Origin of the sequence: Mediterraneibacter hominis (assembly GCF_014287475.1) — a bacterium.
Classification (GTDB): Bacteria; Bacillota; Clostridia; order Lachnospirales; family Lachnospiraceae; genus Mediterraneibacter; species Mediterraneibacter hominis.
The window spans coordinates 1,513,572-1,539,865 of the sequence record NZ_JACOPF010000001.1; the positions used below are offsets into that span (position 1 = coordinate 1,513,572).

Genomic DNA, 26,294 nt, shown 5'->3' on the forward strand with positions numbered 1-26,294 from the left:
ACAAGCGTTTAACGCAGTAACGTTTTCATCACAGGATTTTTTATTTTTTTCATCACTTTACTTGCTTTTTTCGAATACTTGTCATAATATATACATATACTTAATGTAGTATTGAAAACTACTTGTCGACTTTTTAAACCCACAGGAGGTGTAACCCATGAAAAAGAAACAACACATCAAGGAACCTGGCAGTGCAATTACACATTTTATAGGAATGTTAATGGCTATCTTCGCAGCAGTTCCCCTTCTGATTAAAGCAGCTAATGAACCAGGCAAAATATATATAGTCTCACTTGCCATCTATGCGGCAAGCCTGATTTTATTATATGCCGCAAGCACTACCTACCATACATTTGATATTTCCAAAAAAGCAAATACAATTTTAAAAAAAATAGACCATATGATGATTTCCGTTTTAATAGCAGGTAGTTATACTCCCATCTGTCTGATTGTTCTAAAGGGAAAAACCGGTATCATTCTTTTAAGTATTGTATGGGGAATCGCTCTCATTGGTATTTTGATCAAAGCCTTTTGGGTATACTGCCCGAAATGGGTGTCTTCTGTACTCTATATCGGAATGGGATGGACCTGTGTTCTTGCGTTTACACAAATCCTCAACAATATGTCTCCCGCAGCTTTTGGCTGGCTGTTGGCAGGAGGAATTATCTATACTGTAGGAGGTGTAATATACGCGCTTAAGGTTCCAATTTTCAACAGCAGACACAAAAATTTTGGAAGCCATGAAATCTTTCACCTCTTTGTGATGGGCGGAAGTGCCTGCCACTTTATCGTAATGTATGCATTTGTACTTCCATAAGCTTTATCTGATATACTCTTCTGCTTTCCATACAAGAACCAGGCCTTTTACAGACCTGGCTCTTATTTTTTCAATTTTTTATTTTTCAACCTACTCACTGCTTTTTGCCGGCCACCCTGTTCCCTGTCAGTCATTGTTCCAAGGACGGCGTGTAGATATACTGCAGCTGCTGAATTCTCTTTTCAATCCCATGCGTAAGAATATATGCATATACTGTTTTGGGGACATACATCTCCCATGCTTCTTCATCCGCAATCATTTCACGAATCCTGGAGGAAGTAATTCCTTTTTCCTCTTCACTCTTTTGAAAAAGAACCTCAACCTTCGCTCCAAGCTCTGACAATATCCTTCTTCTATCTTCATCCCATGCCCCACATAGATTCATATAGTGAACTGCATCTGAAGGAATATACTCCATCAGAATCTCCGGATGACTTATTGGAAACGGAATAATTTCAAATTCTTCCCTTTTCACTCCAAAATCAAGCAGAGCATCTAAAAGCATCTCGTATCTCTCAATATAAGTCAACGGATTATCCCTCTTTGTCGTACCATGTATATCTAAAGAAGATCTTGCAGGATATACAGAAATATCCGGATGTGTGATCCCGATGTATAGTTTTTGGCAACGCATCTTCGCCGCCAATAAATACTCCATATGTTTTAAATGCAGTACTTGAAATCTTCCATGTGCTATGCCTTTGTCAGTCATCTGACCGAACTCCTCTCCTGCGTTTTCTACTAACCAAGTATAATACAGTTCTTTTAGTAAATCAAATCCTATCTATATCCGTTCTATTTTTTTTCTGATATGCAGCATTTTTGTATCCAGTTTCTGAATCATCTGGGCACATTCTTTTAATTCCTCATCTATGGACTGCAGCTCTTCACCTTCCTTCTTATAACGCAGTTGATGATCCAAATTTGCCCAGAAATCCATCGCTGCTGTCCGAAGCTGCAATTCTGCGTCCATCCACTGTATTTCTTTTTGAAATACAATCGGAACCTTTAAAATTACGTGGAGACTCTGATACCCTGATATTTTAGGATTCTGTATATAATCCTTTACTTTTACAATACGAAAATCTGACTGTTCCTTTAACTTTTTTTCTATCCTATATATATCATCCACATAATAACAAATCGCACGCACTCCAATCAAATCGTGTATCTTCTTTAATGCCGCCTGCACATTTCTTTTCAGTCCTTTTTTCTCTAGCTTTTTACATGTACTTTTGTATGATTTTAGCCTTCCGCTTTTTGTCTGGATAATGTTCCTCCCCATTTCCAACGACAGCTCCATATTCATAATCTCAAGCCTTGTCAACAAAAGATTGATGACGCACTGTCCCTTCACTGGGAAAGCTCCTTCGGTGAGAAATACTCTTAACCCTTCTCTATCCTGCTTCAAACTTTCACTTCTTTCTCTGCTTTCACATTAATGCTTACTAATATATGCTAACAGAGTTATTTTTATGCAGCCACCAAACTGAGGTTATCCTTTTGTAAATATTCCGTAAAAAATTGTTGCAACGGCCTTTTTCTAAATTTAAAGACAGGTTTTTATATCTTTCCAATATTCCAGCAGCCTCTCAAGAGAATATGCCGCATTTGCCGGACTGGTAGACGGCAGCCCTATAATCTCTTTTCCTGTCTTCTCCAGACTGTATCTGTCATATAATTTTTTTGCAGTACTGCCGTTTGCATAAATCTTCTGAATCGGCGCACGCTCTAAAATCATGCGTAAGTCCGCAGGCCGTACATTCTTAATACTGCTGTCGCTTGATCCGGTAATTTCACAGCTTTCAATCACATCCCATACAGCAATTTTATTGTCTAAAAGCAACGTTTTCTTCTCCGCGATTGTCAGCGGTACTTCTGCATTTACAAGCCGTGCAATCACTTTCCAGAACCGATTCTGCGGATGTCCATAATAAAATTTTTGTTCCCTTGACTTTACGGACGGAAAGGTTCCCAGAATCAAAATTCTGGACTGCTCGTTAAATACAGGGGAAAATTCATGGCTTATTTGGTCAGACATATCTTTTTCAACGCCTCCCCTACCATATCAAATTCCTCTGGATAAATGCAGTTTGGAAGGGTATGTTCTTTCATTCTTTTCCTGCACTCCTCATAGTCCATCCATATGACCGCTTCTACTTCTGCCTTCTGAAGTTTCAGCCTGGAAATCTCTACTGGTTTCCGGTAGAGATAAACCATACTCAACTCATTATCTTTAAAAGGGCGTCCATGGAACACATCTGAAAATCCTCCCCTATGAATTCCAATCTCCTGCAATTCTTCTGGCAGCGCCTCTATCCCCAGCTCTTCCTTCATCTCACGCAAAGCGCTTTCCAAATAATCTGCCCCCGCTTCGATATGTCCTGCAGAGGAAATATCATAGCAGCCTGGATTTGAATCTTTCTGTGCACTTCTTTTCTGTAAAAGTACATCATATCCGCTTTTATTATTCTCACGCACGATCCACACGTGCGACGTACTGTGAAGCAGTCCTTCCCTGTGAACCACACCTCTTTCCTGTACAATTCCGCTTTTCGTGCCATCCTCCCTTCTCACATCGAATAATTCCATCGGCGTTCCGTTAAGGGCGGCATACTTTAACACATCCTGCGTATCATACACAAGTTTCAAGGAGAAAAAGCTTTCCGTCTCCTCCAGAAGCCGGAAAAAGATTTTATCTCCTGCCCAAAGCTCCAGGCTGGAAATTTTCTCCTTTTCAATCCATTCCAGTTCTCCTTCATCACAGGGAATTGACTCCCCTGTAAACCCATCCGCAGTATATAAAGACATATATTCTACCACATCTTCTCCATATACAAATGTCACAATACCCCGGTATTGCCATGAAGTCAGTGTATATCCCGTCTCTTCTTTTACCTCTCTTAGCAGACATTCCTCCGGACTTTCTCCATACTCGAAATGTCCGCCTACTCCAATCCATTTATCTTTATTGACATCATTTTCTTTTACCGTCCTGTGCAGCATCAAGTATTTGCCGTCCTTTTCTATATAACATAGTGTACTCAATCTCTCCATTTTCTTTTGTCCCCTGTCATTTTCATTTTTCACCTATAAATATATTAGTGTACTTTTCTTATTTTTTCAATGTTTTACTGTCTCGGAATACTTTCCTCTAAACACAGTGTCCCGTATCCAAGCTGTGGATTCGGCCACCTGTCATATCCGGGAAGCTTGCGTGCTCCTCTGCGCAGATATGCCTTTACTTTTTCGCCATACAGATACGGATCGTTTTCCTTAACAATTCCCCATTCCATCATCAATGCCGCACTTCCGGACGCGAAGGGCACCGCAAAGGAAGTACCGCTGAATTTTCCATATCCTGTTCCGGACGGCGCTGTTACATCCACACCCGGCGCCGCCAGATCTGGTTTTTGCATCTCTCCCGTGTTATACGCGGTCAGCCCTCGCCCTGAGAAATCTGCATAGGAAAAGGTCAATGCGTCATATGCAGCCACTGTAACCACCCTGGAAGCCGTAGAAGGAATTGTCAGTGTCATCTCCGCAGAGGGTTTTAAAAAAGCGGTTCCTCTGTTTAAAACATTTTCACTGGGCAGCCACATCTGATATATCCCCTCTGTAATTTTTCGCGGTTCCAATAGGATTTTCCAGACGCCGGATTCTATATAAGTTTCTCTGGGCAAAAAATCTATAAATATCTCCTGCCGGACACTAAATGGCTTTGGTTCCCCATAGTACACCAGCAGCTCTGTTCCCCCAATCACAAAACGCTGTGCCCCCAGTGTTTCCTTAAAGGGTCCCGCATGAACACCTGATGGGCTGACAACAGATATCTCTATCTCATCCACATAAGATTTCCATATTTGCAGATTGAGAGCCGGCTCATTCATCTGTACACCCAGCTGTACCTCCGCTTCTTCCTCCTCATTTATTCTTCCCCATGTATGTCCCGCGCTGTTTCCTTCATTGCCACTTCCCACACAGATTACATTTTTCCATACATCTGATGCAGCGTCTATAAATCGTTCCAGCAGGGTGGTTCCATCATGTGAACCATATGTATTTCCAAAACTGATATTGACCGCGACCGGCATCCGATATTCTAATGCTTTTCGTATCACATAGTCTACTGCCTGCATCAGCTCCGTTGTCCGCGGAAATCCGTCCGTTCTGGCATTTCCTAATTTTACAACAATCAATTCACTCTCATAAGCCACCCCTCTGTACCGCATCCCCTCACTTCCACGTCCATTTCCGGCCGCCACCCCTGCTACAGCCGTTCCATGTCCTGATGTATCTCTGCTCGGCACGATCTCTTTTTTACTTTCTATACTTCCTTCCTGTGCCAGAGCCATATTAATCTGTTCTTGTGTATACTCTGTCCCCAATGCATACCCTGCAGGTGGTTTTCCCTGAATACTCTGGTCCCACAGTGCGCGGATCCTGGTAGTTCCGTCTGTATTACAAAAGTTCGGGTTTGTATAGTCAATTCCACTGTCTATAATTCCTACCAGCACACCTCTCCCTGACAGAGAAAGAGGAGGACGCTGCACAGAATCTATGCAGGAAACCCTCCTTCCGTTCTCTGCCTCAAAGAATAGTCTTTTCGGTTTCTCTATAAATTCAATTTCAGGAAAACGTGCCAGATTTTCTATCTGTTTCTCCTCTATCGTAAGTACCGCATATCCGTTCATCAATTCTGTAACGGATACCGCCGTCTTACGTATCTCAGACAGAGACCCTGAATACTTTACAATCAAATCCCATTCTTTTTCGATCGGATGATATCCGACTTCCAGCTCCAGGGATTTCATTCGTTCTTCCTCTGTCGCCTCCAGTGCAAGATTCAATAGATTTTCTGATTTCTGGCTCATTATATAACTCCTTAATTCCTATCAGCCTTTATAAGGAATAAATTCGTCCGGCAGAAAATATCCCTGCTCGTGTCTGCACACCGGACATACCTTCGGCGCTTGCTTCCCTTCATGGATATATCCACAGTTTGTGCACATCCAAGTGCTTACTTCTTCACTGGCATAATACGTATTGTTTTCCAACATCTCTGCCAGTCTGGCAAAGCGTATCTCATGGATATGCTCAATCTGCGCAATCTGATAAAACGCAGAAGCCACTTCTAAAAACCCTTCTTCTTTCGCTGTGTCCCCAAAATTTTTATATACATCCTCATATTCTTCCTTCTCATTGTGCTCCGCTGCCCTTAAAAGCTCTGCCAGAGTCTCCTGCTGATCCACAGGGTATGTCCCGTCAATCTGAATCGTCTGTCCTGACATCTCCTTTAGAAGCTCATAAAACCTTTCTGCATGAGCACGTTCCTGATCTGCTGTATACAAAAATATGTCCGCCACTGTGTACATTCCTGACTTCTCAGCCTTCTCGGCAGCGATTGTATAACGATTCCGCGCCTGGCTTTCCCCTGCAAATGCCCGCATCAAATTTTCTTTTGTCTTGCTCTGTGAAAAATTACAAGCCATGATACATACTCCTTTTCTTTTTATTACTAGTATGTGCCATGGCTTCAATTTTATTCTTATTCTGGAATAATTTTACTATCACTCCGACTCTTTTGCGGTCTCTTTTTTTCTGTCCGGTCAATTAAATCCAATCAGACGCCGCGCTACTGTGTAGGCAAGAGACGACACTTTACGTCCTGATTTTCCGGGGAGATTCATTGTCTGTCCCAGAATGCCGTATCGAATTTTAAAGTATGTCCCGTAATCCTTTTTCTTTAGATAATCCCACAGCTCTTTCTTTTTGTCCAAATTTTCCTGCTTTTTGGATCGGATACACAGAATGGAAGAAACCGTCATCATAATCGCAAGATAATTGATCATATATTTTCTGAGCTTCCTGCTTGGAATCATTTTCAGCTCGTACATCGCAATCATTGTTTTTGTGACAAAAATCTGTTGATCTATCCTGCTTATCATAACTTTTTCATTGACCGACTGATCTTCTCTTCCAATAAAATACCGGTAAAAGTCCACATCCATATAGTAAAGTGTTCTGACATGCGGAAGAGGATAATAGACATAAATATTGTCTACATAAAATGTATGCTTTGGAAGCTTTAACTGGCAAAGCTTGAGCATCTCTGTCCGGTAAATAACGGAATGCATCAAAATATACTGATCCAAATGGAAGCGTCCGATATCATCCCACTTAAATATCTGGTTCTGGGGCAGTACATTACTATACCGGATTACCTTCTTGTTCTCCATCCCGACCTTTTCATATACATAATTTGCAATCACCATGTCCACTTCTGTACCGGCATCTGCAAATTTCTTTATCGTCTCCAAAATTTTCAAAAGTGCATCCTTATCTACCCAGTCATCACTGTCTACCACTTTAAAATACTTTCCTGTCGCCGCCTGAAGCCCGCAATTAACCGCATCCCCGTGTCCGCCGTTTTCCTTTGTAACTGCCTTGACAATCGCAGGGTATTCTTTTTCGTATTTCTTCGAAATTTCCAGAGTTCCATCCTTTGAGCCGTCATCGACAATGATGATTTCTACATCCTCACCGCCTGCAAGAATCGAACAAATTGCTTTTTCCATATAACTTTCCGAATTATAACAGGGAATTGCAAATGATATATACTTCATGCTCCTTCTCATCCTTTCTATGCTAAATACAGACTCATTATAGCATTGTTTTTCCCCGATTAAAAGGAAAATACTCCTCGTACAGCACAATCTTTTCATTTGTTTTATTGTAAATTCTGTCTCTTTCCTTTATAGTAATTATAGATGCCGGTATATCTACGCCGGTAATTTCAGATGATTTTAATCCAGGAGGAGACAAGATGAAAAAAAATGTAATTGTAGGACAGTCTGGAGGCCCCACTGCCGTCATCAACGCCAGTCTTTACGGGGTTGTCTATGAAGCACTTAACCGCGAGGACTCGTTTGGCACTGTCTATGGTATGATAAACGGAATTGAAGGATTTTTAAATGGAAAACTTATGGACATGAAACCTCTTGACAAGTCCGGCGAACTGGAGCTGATAAAAACTACTCCAGGCTCTTATCTTGGTTCCTGCCGTTACAAGCTCCCAGAGAATCTGGAGGATGCAGTCTATCCTCTTCTATTTCAGAAATTCTCTGATTATAAAATCGGATATTTCTTTTATATCGGCGGTAACGATTCTATGGATACGGTCAGCAAGCTCTCTCGCTACGCTCAAAAGACGGGCAGTGATATTCGTTTTATCGGGGTTCCCAAAACGATCGATAACGACCTGATTCTAACGGATCATACCCCGGGATTTCCAAGCGCCGCAAAATATGTGGCATCTACTGTCCGCGAAATCGTAACTGACGCCTCTGTCTATGACAACAAAAAGTCTGTTACCATTGTGGAGATCATGGGCAGACATGCAGGATGGCTTACGGCGGCAAGCGCCCTTGCACGTAAATACAAAGGAGATAATCCACTTTTTATTTACCTGCCGGAAACGAACTTCTCCCAGGAAGCCTTTTTAAAACAGATAGAAAAAGCCCTTCGGACAACCTCTAATCTTGTTGTCTGCATATCCGAAGGTATCCATGATGAACATGGTAAGTTTGTCTGTGAATTTGCAAATGACGTCGGCGTAGATAATTTCGGCCATAAAATGCTGACAGGGTCTGGAAAATATCTGGAAAACCTTGTAAAAGAAAGGCTCGGCGTCAAAGTGCGCTCCATTGAGCTCAACGTATGCCAGAGATGTTCCTCCTCTATGCTTTCCGGCACGGATCTAAAAGAGGCAGTTGCTTCCGGCGCCTACGGTGTCAAATGTGCATTGGAAGGAGAAAGCGGAAAAATGATCGCGTTGAAACGTGCAGCAGAAGATCCTTATACAGTAGATTACACAACAGAGGATGTCACGCTTATCTGTAATCAGGAAAAAACGGTTCCTACGGACTGGATTACCAAAGATGGTTGTGATGTGACAGAGGCGTTTATCCGTTATGCTCAGCCATTGATTCAAGGAGAAGTATCTGTCCCAAAAGAAAACGGACTTCCCCGATTTGCATACCGCAGATAAAAGTCCAGAATACATAAAGCTATAGTTAAAAAGGAGTGGTTCCAATATCACCGGCTACTTCAGTAAAAGTAGCCGGCGGCAAAATAAAGATTTAGAATAGCTGAAATCTGTCGAATGCTATTCCGAACACACCAGCAAATCCATCCTGCTGCTCATCTTTCTCATTGTCAAACTGCCATGCATAATAAGCGCCGCCCACTGGGGCAACCCTGTATTGTGCTTTCTGGTAGCCATAATTCTCTACAATATCTGCCGGTGTCTCATAATAGACCTCCACAGCGTCAATAGTAGCTCCATTATCCCCCGCCCAGCCATTTATAATATCATTCCAGTCACATCCCGTTACATACGGATACCACCCACTTTCCTTACTGTGTGCCCTGTATTTTACGGTTCCTTTATTTACTCTTACTGCAATCCCTGCCACTGTTTTTCCCGGAAGCCCTGCATAGTCGGACAGATTTTCTACAAACGGAAGGATCGTTCCGTCTGTCAGCTTCACGGCATAGGTAAATACAACCCCTGCATCTCCTTCCGATACTGAAGAAGTAGAAGACGGTACAGACACTGTTACACCACCAGATACAGTCTGTCCTGCAATTCCCTTTGCAATCAATTCAGCAACGCCGGATGTCCCCAAACTGTTATATAAACCGACGTCATGGCTGTTATCGCAAAATAACGTTTCCACAATCATTGCCGGCATAGCGGAAGCATTTAAGTCATGGTAACCTGTATTATATTTTCTACCTCTGTTTTGAAATCCTTTCTTTGCAAAATTATTGCAGATATTATCTGCGATACTATTCATTGTCCCATTGCTTCCGTCATACAGCCACACCTCTGTCCCGTTTCCCGCACCTCCGGAAGCGTTCATATGAATAGTAATATATACATCACAACCATTTGAATTCGCTTTATTTGTACCTTCTGAAAGCTCACCGCTTACGCTGTACGCATCAGAATTGCAGTTGACAACTGTGTGTCCTGCCGCCTGTAGTATAGGAGCAAGAGCATTATAAATTTTCCTTACCTCTGTCTGTTCATCAAGGATTCCAACAGCCCCTTTACAATTTGGACTATGCCCGCCTCTTAAACCTATTTTCATATTGAGAGCTCCTTTCTTTCCTGCCACTCTACCGCAGCAGGTAGAGGGTCCACGCCAGACACCTCTTTTTTCTCTAATTTACTATATGTTTCGTATTATTTTATGCACTGTATCAGCACATTCGTTCCTATCTTTTATAGAAAAACATTAAGAATATATTTTAGCATAAAAAAACCTTTGAAAACACTCTATAAGCATCCTCAAAGGTTTATTCAATGCGGATAACAGGACTTGAACCTGCACGTCATAGACACCAGATCCTAAATCTGGCGCGTCTGCCAATTCCGCCATATCCGCATATCAAGATAATTTTCTTTTAAAAACAGCATATTAATTTTATACAATATCCGCTCAAATGTCAAGACTTATAGCTGCTGTCCCTATATACAAAAAGATTATATTAAATAAAAACAGCGAAAACTCTTCGCGGTAGTTCCCACTGTTTTTATTTAATGAGCGTGCGGGGATTCGAACCCCGGACAACTTGATTAAAAGTCAAGTGCTCTACCACCTGAGCTACACGCCCTTATATCCATATACTATTTTCAGTAAACTGGGCTAGCTGGATTCGAACCAGCGAATGCAGGAGTCAAAGTCCTGTGCCTTACCGCTTGGCGATAGCCCATTAAAGACTTGTGTCTGACACTGCATGCCAGCCTTTCTTATGCAAGAAAAAGGGTGGGTAGTGGGACTCGAACCCACGACATCCAGAACCACAATCTGGCGCGCTAACCAACTGCACCATACCCACCATAACGAGCCTGGGGGGATTCGAACCCTCGACCTACGGCTTAGAAGGCCGTTGCTCTATCCAGCTGAGCTACAGACTCTTATGAAATATCCCCTGTCTATCAGACTCCTCACATTCTACTGTGAGAAAGCGGGTGATGGGAATCGAACCCACGTATCCAGCTTGGAAGGCTGGTGTTCTACCATTGAACTACACCCGCAAATCCATCGGGGTGACAGGATTCGAACCTGCGACCTCCTGGTCCCAAACCAGGCGCTCTAGCCAAGCTGAGCCACACCCCGATATTGCTCGTCAACTCTGTCTTCCCGTGACGCAATAGTTATTATATTATAGACAAGGGCACATGTCAACAAAATTTTTCATTTTTTTAACACATTTTTTTTAACAGTTCAGCCCGCGCCATTCGTAAAACCGCACTGCGTGCTTATCGTGGCTGCCGCCACCGTTTTACTCATTGATGGGCGCTTAAGCCCATACAGATGTACGCTTGCAAAAACATGCAAGCATGTTTTATACTTCCCGCACACTGTATGGCTGAACTGTTACACAATTTTGCGTTTGTGCTTCTCATCCTCATTTATATCACTATTCCAGATAGCATTCCCTATATTTAATTTTCCCCTTATCATCTATTTCCATAATCATATAACTTCCTTTTCTCCCTTCCTGGCGCGGATAAGAAATACTTCCCGGATTCAATAGTGTAACTCCGTCACTTTGTTCCAGAAAAGGACGATGTGTATGTCCAAACATCACAATATCCACATTCCGCGATCTTCCTTCCTCTCTCAAACACTCTGTATCCAATGATACATAATAATTATGTCCATGCGTAATAAATACCCTATATTTTCCAATATAGAACTCTTCTTCCTGTGGAAGCTCTGAAAAGAAATCATTGTTTCCTCTGACCATATGTTTCTCACAGTCGATAACAGCATTGATATATTCCTCACCGCCTTCCACATCACCCAGATGAATAAACATATCAAATTCTCCTGCCTCTTCCAGCGCACGGTCCAGACTCCTGTGTTTTCCATGCGTATCGCTGACAATTAATACTTTCATAATGCTTCCTTCCCATATTTTTCTTCCAGAATTTTTCTCATAGCACGAAGTGCTATTCCCCTGTGACTGAGCTTATTTTTTAGTTCTGGGGACATTTCACCTGTTGTACACCCATATTCCGGCACGTAAAATATAGGATCATATCCAAATCCATTTTCTCCTAATATTTCGTGGGCGATTCTCCCTTCAATCGTTCCACGCACTGTCTTTGCAGTACCATCTGGGAATACAGCAGCTACAGCACAGACAAAACGTGCCGTACGTTCTTCTTCCGGAACACCTTCCAAACGATCCAGAAAAATTCTGTTCTTTACATCATAAGAAGTATCTTCTCCGGCGAACCGCGCAGAATAAATGCCTGGCGCCTTGTCCAGATAGTCAATTTCAAGTCCTGAATCATCTGCAAGAACAATATCATTCTTTAAAACTCTGGATACAGCCCTCGCCTTAATCTCCGCATTTTCTTCAAAGGACGTTCCATCCTCCACAATCTCAATATTTACCCCTGCTTCTTTCATCGAATAAACTGGAATCCCCAAATCTTCCAGTATCATTCGTATTTCTTTCATCTTGTCTTGGTTTCCGGTTGCAAAAACAATTCTCTTTTCCATTTTTCTTACCTTCTATCTCTTTTGTCTGGGCGGTCTCGGACCTAAAAACTGATAATAGTATGTCTTTATCATGCCATTGTAGATTTTACGGTTTTTATCGGCTTTTCTTCCAAAATACCTCTCTGCATCTTCGTAACTCGTAATCATATATGCCGACCAACTGTCAAGCCTCGCAAATCCTTCTCCGAACTCTCTGTAGATCCCTGGGAGTGACTCTCTGTCCTCAATCCGTTCTCCATACGGAGGATTGGTAACAATAAACCCATATTTTTTCGGGTGGCTTAAATTCTTTACAGCTCTCTGCTGCAAATGAATCAGATGGGAAACCCCCGCCTCCTGCGCATTCTGCCTTGCAGCTCTAATTACGTCCTCATCAATGTCATACCCCTGAATATCTGTTTCAATATTCTCTTGTATCTGGTCGTTTGCCTCGTCCACTGCCTCATACCAGTCTTTCTTTGGTATCAGATTGTTCCACTGCTCTGCTGTAAAACTCCGATTCATACCAGGCGCTATATTTGCGGCAATCAACGCCGCTTCAATCGGAAAGGTGCCGCTTCCGCAGAAAGGATCTACTAAAATTCTATCTCTTTTCCATGGGGTTAAAAGAATCAGAGCTGCCGCCAGTGTCTCTGAGATCGGCGCTTTGGACTGTCTCTGACGGTACCCTCTTTTATGCAGCGAAGTTCCGGAGGTATCTATCCCTACTGTCACTGCATCCTTCATCAAAAATACCCGAATCGGATAAGCAGAACCATTTTCTTCAAACCAATCCTTATGGTATTTTACCTTTAGCCGTTCTACTATCGCTTTCTTCATAATCGACTGTATATCGGAAGGACTGAATAGTTTGCTTTTTACAGATGCCGCTTTTGTAATCCAAAATTTCCCATCCCTCGGTATGTATTCTTCCCATGCCAGTTTTTTTGTTCCTTCAAACAGTTCCTCAAACGTCTTAGCCGGAAAGCTTCCTACTTTCAGCAAAATTCGTTCTGCTGTCCGAAGAAATATATTCGCCCTGCATACAGCGCTTCTATCCCCATAAAATGTAATCCTGCCATCCTCTACCTGCGCTATCTCATAGCCAAGCTCTAGAATCTCTTTTTTCAGTACAGATTCCAGACCAAAATGACAGGGGGCAATCAATTCTAATTTCTCCATGAACTCCTCCGTTCTAAAATTCGTCTGTATCCATATTACTATAAATCAAGGGCGTAGTAAAGTTGAACTTTCCTACGCCCCTGACAGTCTGTTTATACACCCTTATTTAGGGCAGGCATATACATTGTTTAGTAGTTGTCCTGTTCATCATATGCGTTCATACTCTTGCTATTCTTGTTTTTGGAAGAGTTGCTGTTAGAGTTTTTGCCGCAGTTAGATGTCTTGTTCTTGTTCTGTTCATTTGCATAAGATGAATAAGAGCTGTTGCTTGCATTTTTGTTTGAATTGTTTGTATTGCTGTAATTCTTTGCCATTGTGTATCCCTCCTGTTTATTTGGTACATAGTTATTGTTTGAAGATGATACACTTTTTATTCAGAAAATCTACAAATAAGTTACAGAATTTTTCTTTTTTTGCTTGCTTTTTCCAATTTCATATATTATACTATCTTTTGTAGGAAGGTTACTTTCTACAACCCCTTATTAATTATTTATACTCCCCTCAAAAGACCGATGGCTCCCCCATCGGTCTTTTACTTTTTCTTCTTTTCTCTCATTTATATCTCTGCAAAACAATACACTGTTATTCGTGTCTGTTTTTTACTATCCGTACCAGTAACAAAACCACAATAATCGGTATCAATACCGGTGCTAAAAGGCGGATAATCCCCGTAACAAATGACACAATTACAGCGATCACCAAGACAACACAAAGTAATAGAAGCAGTTTTTTCCACCAAGTATTCAGCCCTAGTATATGAACTCTCCTCTTTTCTTCTTCATATCCTCCATTCTTCTGCTGGTCATATCTCCTGTCTGTCCTGTATTGTGTATATGCTGTGTCTTGTCCGTTTCCATAAACCGTCTCTCTGTCGGTTCCGTCACTCGCATCTATGATTGTACGCGCCAAAATCCACGGATCGCCGAGCATGGAAAGTATTTCCTCCTCACTTTTCCCTTGCCTTGTCTCTTCTGCTATATACTGTGCGTAATATTCCACATTTTCCTGTACTTCTCTATCACTTAAGCTTCCTTTTAATGCTTCTTTTAATTTGTCCAGAAATTCGGTTCGTGTCATCTGTACCTCCTGCATACTGTTATGTCCTGCTTCCAGTGTGGATTTTCTTGCATAGAGAACGAAGTTCCTATACAAAAAACCTTGCACTTAGAATAGCATACCTTATCTGCTATTTAAAGTACAAGGTTCTTAAATTTTCTTAAAATTATACCTCTGACAGTTCTTTCAAAAGTTCTGTCAGCCAGTTCCACATATTTGATATAGAAGTTTTGGAAACTTTTTCTTTTGTAGAATGTACATCATACAAATTCGGTCCTACGGAAATAATATCCATCCCAGGTTTCTTTCCATCCCAGTATCCACACTCCAGGCCTGCATGGATCGCCGCAAGTTCCGCTTTCCTTCCCGATAATCTTTCATATATCTCGATCGCTTTTTCACGCAACGGCGATTCTGCCCTGTATTGCCATCCTGGATAGTCACTCTCAAAAATACACTCGTCACAAAACGCTTCTGCAATGATCTGAATTTTGTCTCTCAAAAAGTATTTCTGTGACTCAACAGAGCTTCTCATCGACATAAGCAATGTCATCTTTCCGTTTTCTGTTGTCAGCGCTCCCATGCTCATAGATGTCTCAATTAATCCCTCTATTGCAAAGGAATACCCTGCTACACCGTATGGAAGCAGCATAAGGCTTTTTGTAATGCCTGTCTGATACTTTTCTGTATACACCATTGCATTTTTTACCGGCAGCCCTTCCGTTATTTCCAGCGAAATATGATCTGTATACTGCAGCTCCTTACGGAAAATTTCTTCTGTATCACGGATGATGTTCACCACTTTCTCTTTTTCTTCCGGCTTTACACAAAAACAAGCCTTTCCCGTATTCGCGATCGCATTTGCTTTGCCCTCTACTTCCATGTCGCAGATTCTTGCCTTGGTATCCTTCAAAGCGTAACATAGCCTGCCTAAAAGCACAATCGAATTTCCCAGTCCTTTTCCGATATTGATGCCGGAGTGACCGCCTGCAAGCTCTCTTACATTTACAGTTACAGGGACGCTCTCCTCCTCCCATACCTCCTTTTCCAGATTCCAGATCATACGGCAGCGCAGCCCGCCTGCACAGCTTGTATAGAAAACCCCTTCCTCCTCCGAATCCAAATTAATAAAACGTGTTCCCTTCAAGGAAGAAATATCCAGCTTATCTGCCCCGATCAGTCCCGTCTCCTCCTGTACAGTAAAGATGACTTCCAAATCTGGATGCTTTAAGTCTTTACTGTCTAAAATTGCTAAACAGTATGCCACAGCAATTCCATTATCTGCCCCCAGAGATGTTCCATCTGCAAAATAATATTCCTCATCTTCTTTTACTTCGATTCCGTCCTCATAACGGTGGCTGCTTCCTTCTTCCTTTACATACACCATATCAAGATGTCCCTGCAGTATCACTGGTTTAGCCCCTTTTACGGTGCCTGGTTTCCGGATAATGATATTGTTTATCTCATCTCTGTGCACCTCCAAACCGCGTTCCCTGGCAAATCCGACTATATAGTCTGCAATCGCCCCTTCATCTGCCGAAGCTCTTGGTATAGAACATACCTTTTTAAAATATGAAATTACATTCTCTACGTTCATGCCTTTTCCTTTCCTGTACTCTTATTTTATTCCAATTTAATCCATCTCCAAGCGGCCGGTTAATAAAGCAGATTATATAAACATTTTTATCAGGCTGGAGAAGAAGCTGTATAGCCCGTCTCCTGCAATCAATCCGGCATCGCGGCAGTTCATAAATTCGTCTCCGATAATCTTACGGATAACGACCGCAATCACAACGCCGATTCCATAAATCGGATTGTTAATCAAAAGCCCTGTTGCCAGCAATACACCAAACATGTATTTTCTTCCAATAAACTGAATAATCGCTCCCGGGATTGCCCAGATCAGCAGTTCCTTCACCAGCGCCATGTTTGTTCCGGCTTCTGCCGCAGTTGCAAATACATAGCTTGTTGCTGGAATTAATCCGTCCTTCATCGTCATATCTGCAAAGAAAATAACAACTACAATCCCGATGACTGCTCCCAGCATCTCAATATATACCTGCTGTTTTCTCCCGTACACTTCATGTTCTTTATTCTTACTTCTCCCGCGGAGTATCCATCCTGTTTTTAAGTCATATCCCATATCAGCAAAGCATGGCCCTACAGCGCTGATATATCCTGTCATAACCGCTACAGCGATTGGATTGAATCCCATCAGGACGCCGATTGTCATAAAAATTGTCGTCACTGCAAAGCCTGGGAACCAGCCGGAGTACATCGCCGCTTTTCCAATAATAATCATAGAAGCGATGGAAGAAAATGCCGTCCATACAATCCAAAGAATCAAAGTGGTCGGAGACATCCCTGTAAAGATACCACAGATAATTCCGGTAAGAACACCACCGCCCACATGGGTAAGCAGCGCAATAATCAATGTCTTTTTCGTCCTTGACGCCGATACGGTAAGCCCTTCTTCCATTTCCATGCGTTCTGCCTGCGCACGCTTTTTCTTGGAGGAGCTTTGATAGATCGAATATACGGACTGAATCAGCGCTACCAGTCCGGCGCCGACCATAACTCCCTGTGGAATATTAGTCGCCCCAATATCGAAACCAGTTACAGGCAATGCATATCCACGTATCAGAAGTCCTATCCCCAGGGCTAACATAGAGACAATATTTGCAATAAACACAATACCAACTGCTCCTACAGGAAGCTTAAAGATACTTCCTACGATACCGACAACAATTCCCTGTATAACTCTTTTTGCCTTATCACCGCCCTCGTCACCGGCTTCAATGACTTCTGCTGTAGCAACGCCCGGCGCCCATGCCTCCTTTGCCGGAAATAGCGGAGAATCGAAAAGTGCCCCTACCGTATATACAGAAACAACGGTTCCAAAAATCGTTCCGATCGCCATCGGAAGAATTGCCTTTGTCTCTCCCATGACAAAGAGGATCGCCACCGCCACAAACGCACAGTTTGCCGCTGAAAATCCTGCGCCGGATACAATTGTCTGTATATAATTTTGCCGTTCTTTACTCTTAAAATTGCTAAACAGCGTCATCGGTATTCGCGCAATCAGCATAGCGAATACTGCACCCAGAATCGAAGTATTCGCGGATACACCTACTTTTCCCATGATCTGCATACAGATAATTCCTGACAGAATCGCCAGAATAGAACCAAAAATAATCGTTACCGGCTCTGAAAATTTTATTTTCTCAAAAGTTGTCTTTTCTGTATTTGTATTTTTATCCTTCATACGCTCTCCTTTCTACTCATTCCGTAAAAAAGGAGAGTACACGCAAAATTCACGGGTACCCTCCTTTCCTCTTCCCTCTCTGCCGGAATCTTAATATCCTGCCATTCCCATCTTCTTGCAAATTGCTGCAAGTTCAGGATCTACGTATTTTCCATTTTCTTCTATTGTCTTTCCATCCAGTATAATAGAAGGCTTCGATACTACGCCGTCTGTGTGGGATGCCGCTGTCCAGTAGCTTCCCCGTATCATCTTGCCTTGGCTTCCAATTCCAAATTCCATGCATCCGAAGATTCTCTCATCCTCTACAATTCTTCCCGTAGCCTTCGATACACCCGGGTTAAATCCTAATGAATAATGCGCCAGACGGAACATGTTCGGATCGTTGAAGGAATGCAGCCATGCATCAAAACGCTCTGCCTCTTTTCCACCTTCTACTTTTGTCACACGTCCGTTTTCCAGCGTAAGTTTTACTGGTTCAGATAGAATCCCCATATCTGTCGGCGGGAAGATTGCCGCGTCAAATACCAGTGTTCCATTGATCGTCTCCTCGATCGGACACCAGCTAATCTGTCCGCACATCATAAATGGGTATCCCTTAAATGTAGCAAGCTGTCCGGAATGACGCACTTTTCTGCCTTCGTTTCGTGCAGTCAGGTATGTGCCGTTGTCGTCCTTTATAATAATTTCATTTCCAGCCTCCATTTTCGCCTTCAGAGCTTCACCTAACTCTACTACTCCTGCTACATCCACTTTTCCGATGCAATTTACAATCATAGTCACATCCATTCCCGTCAGGTTGATGTAACGGCAGCCAAAGTCAATCGCTTTTCTCCAGGATTCACACAGCATAATGGATGCATAGGAAAGCTCAATCCATACATCTGCCACTGCCACTGCATTTCCAAGCGGTGCAACCGGCTCTGCATACGCAGCGTCTGTAGTCGGGCAGTAAACCAGAACCGGATTCGCTCCCACAATATAAGCAGCATTCATAATCGCATCCAGAACTCTCTTGTCTGTAGAAGTATCTCCGGTCACTACTACGTTTTCTCCGGGCTCTACAAGCATAACTTCTTTTACAAGCTTGTAAGCTGCCTTGCTCACTTCATAAGATAAATAATCTGGTGTCATTTCGATTCCAATTGGATACTCCATAATGAAATCCTCCCTTTCTTTTATATAAATTTATTTTTTCACTAAGCTTACGATGGGATTATTCATACTCCGCAATCCCCAGTTTTTTACAATATTCGATACATACCGGATCCTTGTAGACTCCGTTTTCTTCAATCACTTCTCCGTCCAGGATAATGGTCGGCTTTGAGACTACCCCGTCTGTATGTGCAGCGGCATCCCAAAACGCGCCGTTTAAGCTTGCGCCCTGGCTTCCGATGCCAAATTCAATACATCCAAAGATTCGTTCGTCCTCCACAATTCTTCCTGTTGCTTTGCGCACACCTGGATTAAATCCTATCGAATAATGCGCCAGACGGTACATATTCGGATCCTGGAAAGAATCTATCCACTTCTTGAAAATTTCTGCCTGTGCTCCGCCGCTTATGTCTGTCACTCTTCCTTCATGGAATGTCACCCTCACCGGCTCTCTCAAAATGCCGATCTCTGCCGGAGGAAACAGCGCTGCGTCAAACACAATCGTACCTTCAATCGTCTCTTCCACAGGGCACCAGCTTACCTGGCCGCCGAGCATAATCGGATACCCTTTCTTTGTAGCAAGCTGACCGGAATGTTTCACCTTTCTTCCGCGGTTGTAAGCTTTTAGATCTGTTCCGTTTGCGTCCCGTACAATAACCTCATCCGCCTTCTGCACTCTCTGTGTCAGATATTCTCCGAACTCGACTACCATTCCATAATTGATCTTCCCAACTGTATTCACCAGCATAATCGTATCCATTCCGCAAAGGCATGTATATCTTGCTCCATTCGCGATCGCTTTCTGGAAACAAGGAGAGTGCATCACACAGTAATATGCAAACTCAATCCATACATCCGCTGCTGCCACGGCGTTTGCCACCGGCAATGCCGGCTCTTCAAATGCTTTTCCTGTCGTTGGATACTTAATTAATACAGGGACTGCTCCAATTGTGTACGCCGCTTTCATCACAGCCTCCACCACACGCATATCCGTTGATGTATCCGCTGTTACTACGACACTTTCTCCCTGCTTTACCAGCATCACATCACGCACCAGCTTCATTGCTGCACCCTGTACCTCGTATGACAGATACCCTTCTGTCATCTCAATCCCTATTGGATATTCCATACTCGTCCTTCCTTTCTATCTTTAATTTTTATAGTATCTAAAACATACCTTCCGTAAATTTATCCGGCGCCGCCTTCGCTTTGATCTTCATTGCAAAGTAATATACAAGCCCCGTAATAATAAGAGACTGCAGTGGTGGAATTCCGATACTTACTACGTAAGTAGTCACATACCCGACAACCGCGCCGATAACCATTGCCAGCGTAGCGATAAAGTTCCAGCCTGTCTTGTCCTCCCATTTTTGTTTTCTTGCAAAGAAGTCCACAAACAGGACCCCAGCGATTGCCGGATAAAGCAGCGCTGCCAGATTCAACAGGTCTGTAAAATGATCCAGGATTCCCCACAGAGAAAGAAGAATAGAAATTACAGTGGCTCCCAATGTTACCATTGCTCTTCCTTTTCCTGTTTTTACATTCAGGATATTAGAAAAGGAAAGACCCATTGTATAGTTGTTTACCAACTGGCTTGTCCAGGAAGCGAGCCACAGTACAAGGAAGCCCCAGATTGGGAAGCCAAGTCCCTGCATAACCGCCACGATATCTGCCGTACCGTTGCCTGCTGCCATGATTCCTCCGATAAATACAAGAGGGATTCCGATTGCGATAATTCCAAGAGGAATCAAGATATTGTCTTTCCACCTTGGTTTTGCATATCTGGTATAGTCTGCTGATATGACAAACTGCGACACATTCATCCCCAAAAGTGTAGTAACACCTGCCGCAAATGTCAGTTCTCCGCTTCCCTGATAGCTCATAATGTGAGACCAGCCCACATTTTTCAAAGCCAGGTAAATTCCTACCACACACAGAAGAAGTCCGCAGGGCACTGCAAGATAATCCGTCCATTTCATTGAAGAATATCCAATAATGGCCGGCACTGCGAACAGCGCACCTACAATAATTGTCACGATTGCCCACGGTACTTTCTCTACCGCGTAGTCAATACCTAAAATTACACACAAAGCATTTCCGGTTACGGAAGTCTGGATCGCCCACCAGCCCATACTGATCACGCCAATTACAAGCGCAATGATGAATTTTGCCTGTTTGTCACCAAATCCTTGCCTTGCGATAACAGAGGAGGAAAGTCCTGTTTTAGCTCCCATATATCCACTGATTGCATTTCCGCCCCATGTAAGGATCAAAAACGTAAACAAGACGACCGGTATCATTCCCTTTAGTCCAAATGAGCCAATCAAAGTAGCACCAATCATCAAAACAGATACACTAAACTCTAATCCTCCGAATACGACTGCCGGAGTCACCCATTTTTCACGCTGTTCCAGCGGTATCGGAGTCATAGGCTCATCTGCCGCGACCGCCCCTTCATTTTTCATCGGTTTTTCATCAAACATATATCATATCCTCCTCATCTTTTTCTACGACTTTCCTTTATCCGCTATCTCCTTATAAATTGCCGGCTGCTTCATCTGTCGCCATGGAATTCCAATTCTTGCTTCTTTAAGCTTTTCTTTCTCAAGCGTAATTTCTCCATATGCCTCTCCCGTAGTCTGCAACCTTAAAAGCACAGTCCCATCTGGGCCGTTTACCGTAGAATTCCCACAGTATTTCTCGTCTCCGCAGGCGCGGTTAAGGGCAATCGTATATACCTGGTTTTCCGCCGCCCTTGTTTTAGCGCATCCACAGAATAACTCCTCCCATCCATATCCCCATGCACTCGGGTATATGATAAGATCTGCCTCCTTTTCAAGCGCGAGTGGTGTAGAGATCTCCGCAAATCCTAAGTCTGCGCAGATCAACATGCCGATTTTCCAGCCTCGAAACGAAACTGCCACCAATTCATTTCCTCTTGCAAAGTAGTCATTCTCGGAAGCCCACAGATGAATCTTTTTATATTCCCCTGCTATATCGCCTGCTTCATCCCAAAGACAGACTACATCATAATACTTTCCCTGACAGACAGACTGTACCCCGGCGAGAATCGGCTGCTTATACCGCTGTGCCAGCTCGGATACAAATGCTTTCTCATTCATCTGTTTTCCACTTTCAAATTTATACCCACTGATACACAATTCAGGAAAGCAGAGTAAATCAAGCCCATTCTTTGAATACTTTTTCACTTCATGTTCAAAATGTTCACAATTCCTTTTCACTTCCCCCTCTATAGAAGCAAACTGCACAATCCCTATTTTCATCTTTCTCCTCCTTTCCGCAATTTTCACAAATAAATCGTTGTAAAACCATGTATATTTTCCTTGATTATACCAAAATATTCTTCTAAAATGAAATCATATTATTTTATACCTTGATAAGTATAGGTTATACCCATATTTTTCAGTTCTATTTTCAGAAAGGACGTTTTTCCTATGTTAGATTTAAAGCTTGCTACATTTCTGTCACTTTGCGAGACCCGCAACTATACCCAGACCGCCAGTCTGTTAAACATCACACAGCCTGCTGTATCCCAGCATATAAAATATCTTGAGAAATACTACAAAACCAAGCTTTTCTATTACGATGAAAAGCGTCGTCTCCACCTTACCGAAAAAGGAAAGCTTTTGCGTTCCTTTGCCCAGACTATCCGTTCTGATTCTGCCCTGATTCTGGAAGAAATGATGGCGCCTCCGAAAGAAAACAGCGAATTAAAATTAGGTACTGTCACAACCGCCGGAGAATCCCTCGTTCCGCATATGATCGCAGAATATTTAAAAAAATATCCAAACCAGAAAGTCAGCCTCTATTTAGGAGAGGCTGACGAACTCCTTACCTGGCTTCAGGAAGGGAGGATTCAATGCTGTATCACAGATGCCTACTGTCCCTCCTCCACTTACGAAAGCGAAGAGCTATTCGAGATGGAGACGGTCTGCGTCTGTTCGCCGCAGCATCCTCTTGCCGGACATACCGTTGATTTCCAAGAGCTCAACGACTACCGGCTTATTTTCCGCGAAAATGACACAAACTCCCACCGAAACCTCATGCATATCCTCCATGAGCACAATCAAGAGCTCGGCAATTTCCATTCTTATGTAGAAATCGGCACGATAAACGCTGTCAAAAAGCTCGTCATGGAAAATATAGGAATCTCTTTTATCTATCGTTTTGTCGTACAGGAAAATCTGGATAATGGAACCTTAGAGCAAATTTATATCCGCGGTTTTTCTTCCCGCAATGCATTTAGTTTTGCATGGATGAAAGACAGCTTTTTTACGTCCGGCAACCTAAAATTTTTAAAAGTATGTAAATCTGTGCTCTAATCCTTTTTCCGCGAACAGCACTCGGAATTTTTATTGTGAATCAGGCAGACTGCCCTGCCTTCCTTCGCATCCAGAATCAACCTCGTATCCTTGTCTGACGTATCGTAAATTTTTACAATTTCTGAAAGCTCTGTCTCCTCCGGGAAAATGTCCTTTAGAATTTCTCTGCACGTTTCTAAAAGCTCTGGGCGGTAAACCTTTGTCTTGCTGTTTTCATTGATCGCTCCATAATAGACGTCTGCCTCTACCAAGTCTTGAAACATGTGGCTTCCATAGGACAATTCCGGATGGTATCCTGCCTTACTGTATGCCACTTCACAAATTGCGATAAACTGGCTGATATCCGCATACACTACAGGCACTCCCAATTCTGGAGAAGAAGTTCCGATTCTGCCGGGCACAAGCAGCATAAGCTTTTTGTCCTCTTCTTCATAATACTGGTTAATTTTGCCAATGAGCCTCCCCACATCCGGCTTCTTTGCATGGGAACACTCATAGTACTTCTGCGGATCTACCCACACAATCCGATCTAATCTCTCCTTTTTGGATCGTCTCATGGACGTGCGCCTCACATCAAATAAAAACTCCTTCTCCATTTCCTCTGGTATCTGTATTTGTTCTGACACAGACACCTGCAGAGGTCTGCACTGAAACAGGTTTACCCTCCATACCTCCTTTTGCGGGCTTGACAGGGCAAATTCCACATCTACCGGTCGTTCGTACTCCTTCTCCAACATTTTCAGCACTCTGCGCATCATATGTATAAACGCATTGTTGTCTACTAGTCCCTGGCAGTCTGAAAAATAAATTTTCCGGTACCGGCCACGTTGGGCAAGGAGCTGCTCTGCCTCTGTGTCATGGCTTAAAACCATCTTTTTTTGCCAGGAAGGAAGTAGTTCTATTATTTTGTCCAGCGAAACCGTACTGTGCATCCCCTGTTCCAGATCCAGCACGTCCACCTGTCTTTGAGAGAATTTGTGTCTCTCTGCAATCGTCGTCCTCATATTCGCCTGCGCCCTGTCCAATCCAACTAGTCTTGGGTAATCCCCCGGCGTACGTTCCACCGCCCTTGTCCCAAGTCCTGCCACAAGTCTTAACATTCCTGCATCCGGATTTAGATGCTCCATCCACTTATAAGGATTATAAGAGCAGCCCATACCTGCTGCCACAGGCATATAATAGTTCTCATACCTCTGTCCTTCCACTCTCTGCACCAGAAGCGCCATCTGTTCATCTGCACCCAGAAGCTTCCGCTTTCTTCTATACTCCAGGGCAGACGGGTTCATCGTGCTTGCATATACCTTTCGAACTGCCTCCTCCAATTCATGCAGACGTTCTTCCTCCTCTCCCTGGCTCATGCAGAAAATGGATTCATACTTTCCAGAAAAAGCATTTCCATAGCCATCTTCTAAAAAGCTGCTGGAACGTACAATAATAGGTGTCTTATCATAATGCCGGATAATGTTCAAAAATCCCTCTCTGATTTCTTCAGAGAAGCTCCCGTTTCTAAGGCGCTCCTTTAGTTCTTCCCCCTCCCTGAAACGTTCCTTTTCTTTCCTTTGCTTCTCTCTTAACTCCAGACAGTCATTGTCTTTTAAATACCCGCAAAATACGTCTGAACCGATAAAAAAAGAATCATGGGGTTCAAGCAATTCCACATATTCCGGCAGATTGTTCTCAATCAGCTTCCGCGCCGCTAAAAGACCGCATGCCTTCCCGCCGATAAGACCTCCTCCAATTCTTCGCTCCGCTACGTTCTGATAATCTTTTTCTTCAAAATGTTTTAAAATCAGTTTTTCCATTCTGGATTCTGTCGTTACCATCTCATGGCAGATCTGCTTTTTCTCCTCTTCTGTCAGGCGTTTGCCTGCCCGTAATTGTTTCCACACATTCATGTCTGTCTCCTCTTTTTCATATTTATATAGTATGCTATTTATTTTTTATCTATTATTAAGTCAATACCTGGTATTGCAAATTTAATAAATTCCGACATACTGCGCGTCAGATATTTATTTTTCCGATAATATAAGTATACTTCTCTTACTGTCTCTGGATCGTCTACTTTATAATAGATAACCTCCGGGTCTGCCGGAAGGCTTTTTACTACTGTATCACTGACAAAAGAAACTCCCATCCCATATTCTGTAAGATGATATGTCGTGAGAAGCTGGTTTAACTTCAGTACATAATTCGGCTGTATTCCAGCTCTATGGCAAATTGCCTCCACTCTCTCCCTCGTATCATTGTGAGAACGAAGCACTACAAAGGGATCCTCTTTAAAATATTTCAGCGGCACTCCCAAAAAAGAGGGATCCAAATGCAGATTGTTTCTTATGTCCTGCGCCGTCATTTGATATTTCCTGGCCCTCCTGTTGCTTGCAAATGATGCAGGAACTGCCAAAATAAGATGTTCCTCCATGAAAACCTTCTTTTCATATATCTTTTCATCTAATATATAATTGTCAATCAAAAGATCTAGCTCTCCTGCAAACAGCTTTCCTTCCAAAAGAGGTGTGTCCCCCTCAAACAAGCTTATTTTTACATGTGGATAAGCTTCTCCGAATGTCTTAATAATAGGGGGAATAATAAATGCAGAAAACAAATATGTCCCTCCGACCGAGAGATGTCCTGTCTTTAATTCTGAAAGATTCCCCACATAATAGGCAAACTCATCCTCCAAATCCATAATTTTCTCTGCTGTTTTGATATACTTTTTCCCACATTCTGTAAGCTGTATCGGATTCATACTGCGATCAAACAACGGCATTCCTATTTTTGTCTCTATTTTTTTAATCATAGCGCTCAATGCCGGCTGCGATATGTACAATTTTTCCGCCGCTTTGGAAAAACTTCTCGCTTTATATACCTCATATACATAGTTCATACCGCTGAACATAAGGGTTTTCTCCTTC

At 42.8% G+C, this 26,294-nt stretch carries 24 protein-coding genes and 7 tRNA genes; 3 read left to right on the forward strand and 28 right to left on the reverse strand.

Annotated elements, in window-relative coordinates:
* The first annotated feature begins 157 nt into the window (after window positions 1–157).
* The gene (trhA, locus tag H8S37_RS07315; RefSeq protein WP_186875338.1) at window positions 158–817 is read left to right on the forward strand and encodes a PAQR family membrane homeostasis protein TrhA; all 660 of its coding nucleotides are present in this window, start codon (window positions 158–160) and stop codon (window positions 815–817) included.
* 130 nt (window positions 818–947) lie between these two features.
* Here the strand turns inward: trhA and H8S37_RS07320 are convergent, their stop codons facing one another.
* From H8S37_RS07320 to H8S37_RS07350, 7 genes are all read right to left on the reverse strand, one after another.
* Window positions 948–1,529 (reverse strand): nucleotidyl transferase family protein, encoded by a 582-nt coding sequence (locus H8S37_RS07320; RefSeq protein ID WP_186875339.1) that lies wholly within the window; start codon window positions 1,527–1,529, stop codon window positions 948–950.
* A gap of 72 nt (window positions 1,530–1,601) precedes the next feature.
* Window positions 1,602–2,228 carry a GTP pyrophosphokinase gene (locus tag H8S37_RS07325; protein WP_243207080.1) on the reverse strand — a complete coding sequence of 209 codons (627 nt, stop codon included), beginning with the start codon at window positions 2,226–2,228 and terminating at the stop codon, window positions 1,602–1,604.
* 138 nt (window positions 2,229–2,366) lie between these two features.
* Complete coding sequence (locus H8S37_RS07330) at window positions 2,367–2,858, reverse strand: DNA-deoxyinosine glycosylase (RefSeq protein ID WP_186875340.1); 492 nt, start codon at window positions 2,856–2,858, stop codon at window positions 2,367–2,369.
* Window positions 2,843–3,874 (reverse strand): NUDIX domain-containing protein, encoded by a 1,032-nt coding sequence (locus H8S37_RS07335; RefSeq protein WP_186875341.1) that lies wholly within the window; start codon window positions 3,872–3,874, stop codon window positions 2,843–2,845. Before H8S37_RS07335 ends, H8S37_RS07330 begins: the two co-directional genes overlap by 16 nt.
* Window positions 3,875–3,948: 74 nt before the next feature.
* The gene (locus H8S37_RS07340; RefSeq protein ID WP_186875342.1) at window positions 3,949–5,691 is read right to left on the reverse strand and encodes a S8 family peptidase; all 1,743 of its coding nucleotides are present in this window, start codon (window positions 5,689–5,691) and stop codon (window positions 3,949–3,951) included.
* Between the two features lie 21 nt (window positions 5,692–5,712).
* Window positions 5,713–6,309: a rubrerythrin gene (gene rbr / locus H8S37_RS07345; RefSeq protein WP_186875343.1), complete on the reverse strand. Its 597-nt coding sequence runs from the start codon at window positions 6,307–6,309 to the stop codon at window positions 5,713–5,715.
* A 117-nt stretch (window positions 6,310–6,426) separates the two neighbouring features.
* Window positions 6,427–7,443 carry a glycosyltransferase family 2 protein gene (locus H8S37_RS07350; RefSeq protein WP_186875344.1) on the reverse strand — a complete coding sequence of 339 codons (1,017 nt, stop codon included), beginning with the start codon at window positions 7,441–7,443 and terminating at the stop codon, window positions 6,427–6,429.
* A 200-nt stretch (window positions 7,444–7,643) separates the two neighbouring features.
* On the opposite strand from H8S37_RS07350, the gene H8S37_RS07355 reads away from it, so the two are divergent.
* The gene (locus H8S37_RS07355) at window positions 7,644–8,867 is read left to right on the forward strand and encodes a 6-phosphofructokinase (protein WP_186875345.1); all 1,224 of its coding nucleotides are present in this window, start codon (window positions 7,644–7,646) and stop codon (window positions 8,865–8,867) included.
* A gap of 91 nt (window positions 8,868–8,958) precedes the next feature.
* Here the strand turns inward: H8S37_RS07355 and H8S37_RS17250 are convergent, their stop codons facing one another.
* The 19 genes from H8S37_RS17250 to H8S37_RS07455 all read right to left on the reverse strand — a co-directional run bounded on the left by H8S37_RS17250 (window position 8,959) and on the right by H8S37_RS07455 (window position 22,323).
* A complete protein-coding gene (locus tag H8S37_RS17250; RefSeq protein ID WP_243207081.1) occupies window positions 8,959–9,975 on the reverse strand; it encodes an N-acetylmuramoyl-L-alanine amidase in 1,017 nt (338 codons plus the stop codon).
* Window positions 9,976–10,191: 216 nt separating this feature from the next.
* Window positions 10,192–10,272 (reverse strand) — tRNA-Leu (locus H8S37_RS07370).
* Between the two features lie 156 nt (window positions 10,273–10,428).
* Window positions 10,429–10,501 (reverse strand) — tRNA-Lys (locus H8S37_RS07375).
* Window positions 10,502–10,528: 27 nt separating this feature from the next.
* Window positions 10,529–10,600: transfer RNA gene (locus H8S37_RS07380), tRNA-Gln, on the reverse strand.
* A 52-nt stretch (window positions 10,601–10,652) separates the two neighbouring features.
* Window positions 10,653–10,726 (reverse strand) — tRNA-His (locus tag H8S37_RS07385).
* Window positions 10,727–10,731: 5 nt separating this feature from the next.
* A tRNA-Arg gene (locus H8S37_RS07390) sits at window positions 10,732–10,805 on the reverse strand.
* Window positions 10,806–10,854: 49 nt separating this feature from the next.
* Window positions 10,855–10,925 (reverse strand) — tRNA-Gly (locus H8S37_RS07395).
* A gap of 7 nt (window positions 10,926–10,932) precedes the next feature.
* Window positions 10,933–11,007: transfer RNA gene (locus H8S37_RS07400), tRNA-Pro, on the reverse strand.
* A 304-nt stretch (window positions 11,008–11,311) separates the two neighbouring features.
* Window positions 11,312–11,794, reverse strand: a complete 483-nt coding sequence (locus H8S37_RS07405; protein ID WP_186875346.1) for a metallophosphoesterase family protein — start codon at window positions 11,792–11,794, stop codon at window positions 11,312–11,314.
* The gene (locus tag H8S37_RS07410; RefSeq protein ID WP_186875347.1) at window positions 11,791–12,405 is read right to left on the reverse strand and encodes an XTP/dITP diphosphatase; all 615 of its coding nucleotides are present in this window, start codon (window positions 12,403–12,405) and stop codon (window positions 11,791–11,793) included. The genes H8S37_RS07405 and H8S37_RS07410 overlap by 4 nt, the downstream gene beginning before the upstream one ends.
* A gap of 12 nt (window positions 12,406–12,417) precedes the next feature.
* Window positions 12,418–13,566 carry a THUMP domain-containing class I SAM-dependent RNA methyltransferase gene (locus H8S37_RS07415; protein WP_186875348.1) on the reverse strand — a complete coding sequence of 383 codons (1,149 nt, stop codon included), beginning with the start codon at window positions 13,564–13,566 and terminating at the stop codon, window positions 12,418–12,420.
* A 128-nt stretch (window positions 13,567–13,694) separates the two neighbouring features.
* The gene (locus H8S37_RS07420) at window positions 13,695–13,880 is read right to left on the reverse strand and encodes a hypothetical protein (protein ID WP_186875349.1); all 186 of its coding nucleotides are present in this window, start codon (window positions 13,878–13,880) and stop codon (window positions 13,695–13,697) included.
* A gap of 268 nt (window positions 13,881–14,148) precedes the next feature.
* Window positions 14,149–14,643 (reverse strand): DUF1700 domain-containing protein, encoded by a 495-nt coding sequence (locus tag H8S37_RS07425; protein WP_186875350.1) that lies wholly within the window; start codon window positions 14,641–14,643, stop codon window positions 14,149–14,151.
* Between the two features lie 145 nt (window positions 14,644–14,788).
* The gene (gene pepD / locus H8S37_RS07430) at window positions 14,789–16,219 is read right to left on the reverse strand and encodes a beta-Ala-His dipeptidase (RefSeq protein ID WP_186875351.1); all 1,431 of its coding nucleotides are present in this window, start codon (window positions 16,217–16,219) and stop codon (window positions 14,789–14,791) included.
* A gap of 72 nt (window positions 16,220–16,291) precedes the next feature.
* The gene (locus tag H8S37_RS07435) at window positions 16,292–17,887 is read right to left on the reverse strand and encodes an OPT/YSL family transporter (protein ID WP_186875352.1); all 1,596 of its coding nucleotides are present in this window, start codon (window positions 17,885–17,887) and stop codon (window positions 16,292–16,294) included.
* Between the two features lie 90 nt (window positions 17,888–17,977).
* Window positions 17,978–19,042: a M29 family metallopeptidase gene (locus H8S37_RS07440; protein ID WP_186875353.1), complete on the reverse strand. Its 1,065-nt coding sequence runs from the start codon at window positions 19,040–19,042 to the stop codon at window positions 17,978–17,980.
* A 58-nt stretch (window positions 19,043–19,100) separates the two neighbouring features.
* Complete coding sequence (locus H8S37_RS07445) at window positions 19,101–20,168, reverse strand: aminopeptidase (protein ID WP_243207082.1); 1,068 nt, start codon at window positions 20,166–20,168, stop codon at window positions 19,101–19,103.
* 37 nt (window positions 20,169–20,205) lie between these two features.
* Window positions 20,206–21,522, reverse strand: a complete 1,317-nt coding sequence (locus H8S37_RS07450; protein ID WP_207723881.1) for a purine-cytosine permease family protein — start codon at window positions 21,520–21,522, stop codon at window positions 20,206–20,208.
* Between the two features lie 24 nt (window positions 21,523–21,546).
* A complete protein-coding gene (locus H8S37_RS07455; RefSeq protein ID WP_186875354.1) occupies window positions 21,547–22,323 on the reverse strand; it encodes a carbon-nitrogen hydrolase family protein in 777 nt (258 codons plus the stop codon).
* A gap of 171 nt (window positions 22,324–22,494) precedes the next feature.
* Here H8S37_RS07455 and H8S37_RS07460 point away from each other — a divergent pair, with 171 nt between their 5' ends.
* Window positions 22,495–23,382 (forward strand): LysR family transcriptional regulator, encoded by an 888-nt coding sequence (locus H8S37_RS07460; RefSeq protein ID WP_186875355.1) that lies wholly within the window; start codon window positions 22,495–22,497, stop codon window positions 23,380–23,382.
* On the opposite strand, the gene H8S37_RS07465 is transcribed toward H8S37_RS07460, so the two are convergent.
* A complete protein-coding gene (locus H8S37_RS07465; protein WP_186875356.1) occupies window positions 23,379–25,277 on the reverse strand; it encodes a PEP/pyruvate-binding domain-containing protein in 1,899 nt (632 codons plus the stop codon). The genes H8S37_RS07460 and H8S37_RS07465 overlap by 4 nt on opposite strands.
* 38 nt (window positions 25,278–25,315) lie before the next feature.
* Window positions 25,316–26,278 carry a LysR family transcriptional regulator gene (locus H8S37_RS07470; protein WP_186875357.1) on the reverse strand — a complete coding sequence of 321 codons (963 nt, stop codon included), beginning with the start codon at window positions 26,276–26,278 and terminating at the stop codon, window positions 25,316–25,318.
* Window positions 26,279–26,294 lie beyond the last annotated feature (16 nt).

Excerpts from the sequence above, each read along its gene's own strand:
- H8S37_RS07425 (WP_186875350.1), bottom strand. The coding sequence starts at position 14,643 with ATGACACGAACCGAATTTCTGGACAAATTAAAAGAAGCATTAAAAGGA.
- H8S37_RS07435 (WP_186875352.1), bottom strand. The coding sequence starts at position 17,887 with ATGAAGGATAAAAATACAAATACAGAAAAGACAACTTTTGAGAAAATA.
- pepD (WP_186875351.1), bottom strand. The coding sequence starts at position 16,219 with ATGAACGTAGAGAATGTAATTTCATATTTTAAAAAGGTATGTTCTATA.
- H8S37_RS17250 (WP_243207081.1), bottom strand. The coding sequence starts at position 9,975 with ATGAAAATAGGTTTAAGAGGCGGGCATAGTCCAAATTGTAAAGGGGCT.
- H8S37_RS07465 (WP_186875356.1), bottom strand. The coding sequence starts at position 25,277 with ATGAATGTGTGGAAACAATTACGGGCAGGCAAACGCCTGACAGAAGAG.
- H8S37_RS07405 (WP_186875346.1), bottom strand. The coding sequence starts at position 11,794 with ATGAAAGTATTAATTGTCAGCGATACGCATGGAAAACACAGGAGTCTG.
- H8S37_RS07340 (WP_186875342.1), bottom strand. The coding sequence starts at position 5,691 with ATGAGCCAGAAATCAGAAAATCTATTGAATCTTGCACTGGAGGCGACA.
- H8S37_RS07410 (WP_186875347.1), bottom strand. The coding sequence starts at position 12,405 with ATGGAAAAGAGAATTGTTTTTGCAACCGGAAACCAAGACAAGATGAAA.
- H8S37_RS07420 (WP_186875349.1), bottom strand. The coding sequence starts at position 13,880 with ATGGCAAAGAATTACAGCAATACAAACAATTCAAACAAAAATGCAAGC.
- H8S37_RS07455 (WP_186875354.1), bottom strand. The coding sequence starts at position 22,323 with ATGAAAATAGGGATTGTGCAGTTTGCTTCTATAGAGGGGGAAGTGAAA.
- H8S37_RS07415 (WP_186875348.1), bottom strand. The coding sequence starts at position 13,566 with ATGGAGAAATTAGAATTGATTGCCCCCTGTCATTTTGGTCTGGAATCT.
- H8S37_RS07330 (WP_186875340.1), bottom strand. The coding sequence starts at position 2,858 with ATGTCTGACCAAATAAGCCATGAATTTTCCCCTGTATTTAACGAGCAG.
- H8S37_RS07460 (WP_186875355.1), top strand. The coding sequence starts at position 22,495 with ATGTTAGATTTAAAGCTTGCTACATTTCTGTCACTTTGCGAGACCCGC.
- H8S37_RS07335 (WP_186875341.1), bottom strand. The coding sequence starts at position 3,874 with ATGGAGAGATTGAGTACACTATGTTATATAGAAAAGGACGGCAAATAC.
- H8S37_RS07440 (WP_186875353.1), bottom strand. The coding sequence starts at position 19,042 with ATGGAGTATCCAATTGGAATCGAAATGACACCAGATTATTTATCTTAT.
- trhA (WP_186875338.1), top strand. The coding sequence starts at position 158 with ATGAAAAAGAAACAACACATCAAGGAACCTGGCAGTGCAATTACACAT.
- rbr (WP_186875343.1), bottom strand. The coding sequence starts at position 6,309 with ATGGCTTGTAATTTTTCACAGAGCAAGACAAAAGAAAATTTGATGCGG.
- H8S37_RS07450 (WP_207723881.1), bottom strand. The coding sequence starts at position 21,522 with ATGTTTGATGAAAAACCGATGAAAAATGAAGGGGCGGTCGCGGCAGAT.
- H8S37_RS07445 (WP_243207082.1), bottom strand. The coding sequence starts at position 20,168 with ATGGAATATCCAATAGGGATTGAGATGACAGAAGGGTATCTGTCATAC.
- H8S37_RS07470 (WP_186875357.1), bottom strand. The coding sequence starts at position 26,278 with ATGTTCAGCGGTATGAACTATGTATATGAGGTATATAAAGCGAGAAGT.
- H8S37_RS07350 (WP_186875344.1), bottom strand. The coding sequence starts at position 7,443 with ATGAAGTATATATCATTTGCAATTCCCTGTTATAATTCGGAAAGTTAT.
- H8S37_RS07355 (WP_186875345.1), top strand. The coding sequence starts at position 7,644 with ATGAAAAAAAATGTAATTGTAGGACAGTCTGGAGGCCCCACTGCCGTC.
- H8S37_RS07320 (WP_186875339.1), bottom strand. The coding sequence starts at position 1,529 with ATGACTGACAAAGGCATAGCACATGGAAGATTTCAAGTACTGCATTTA.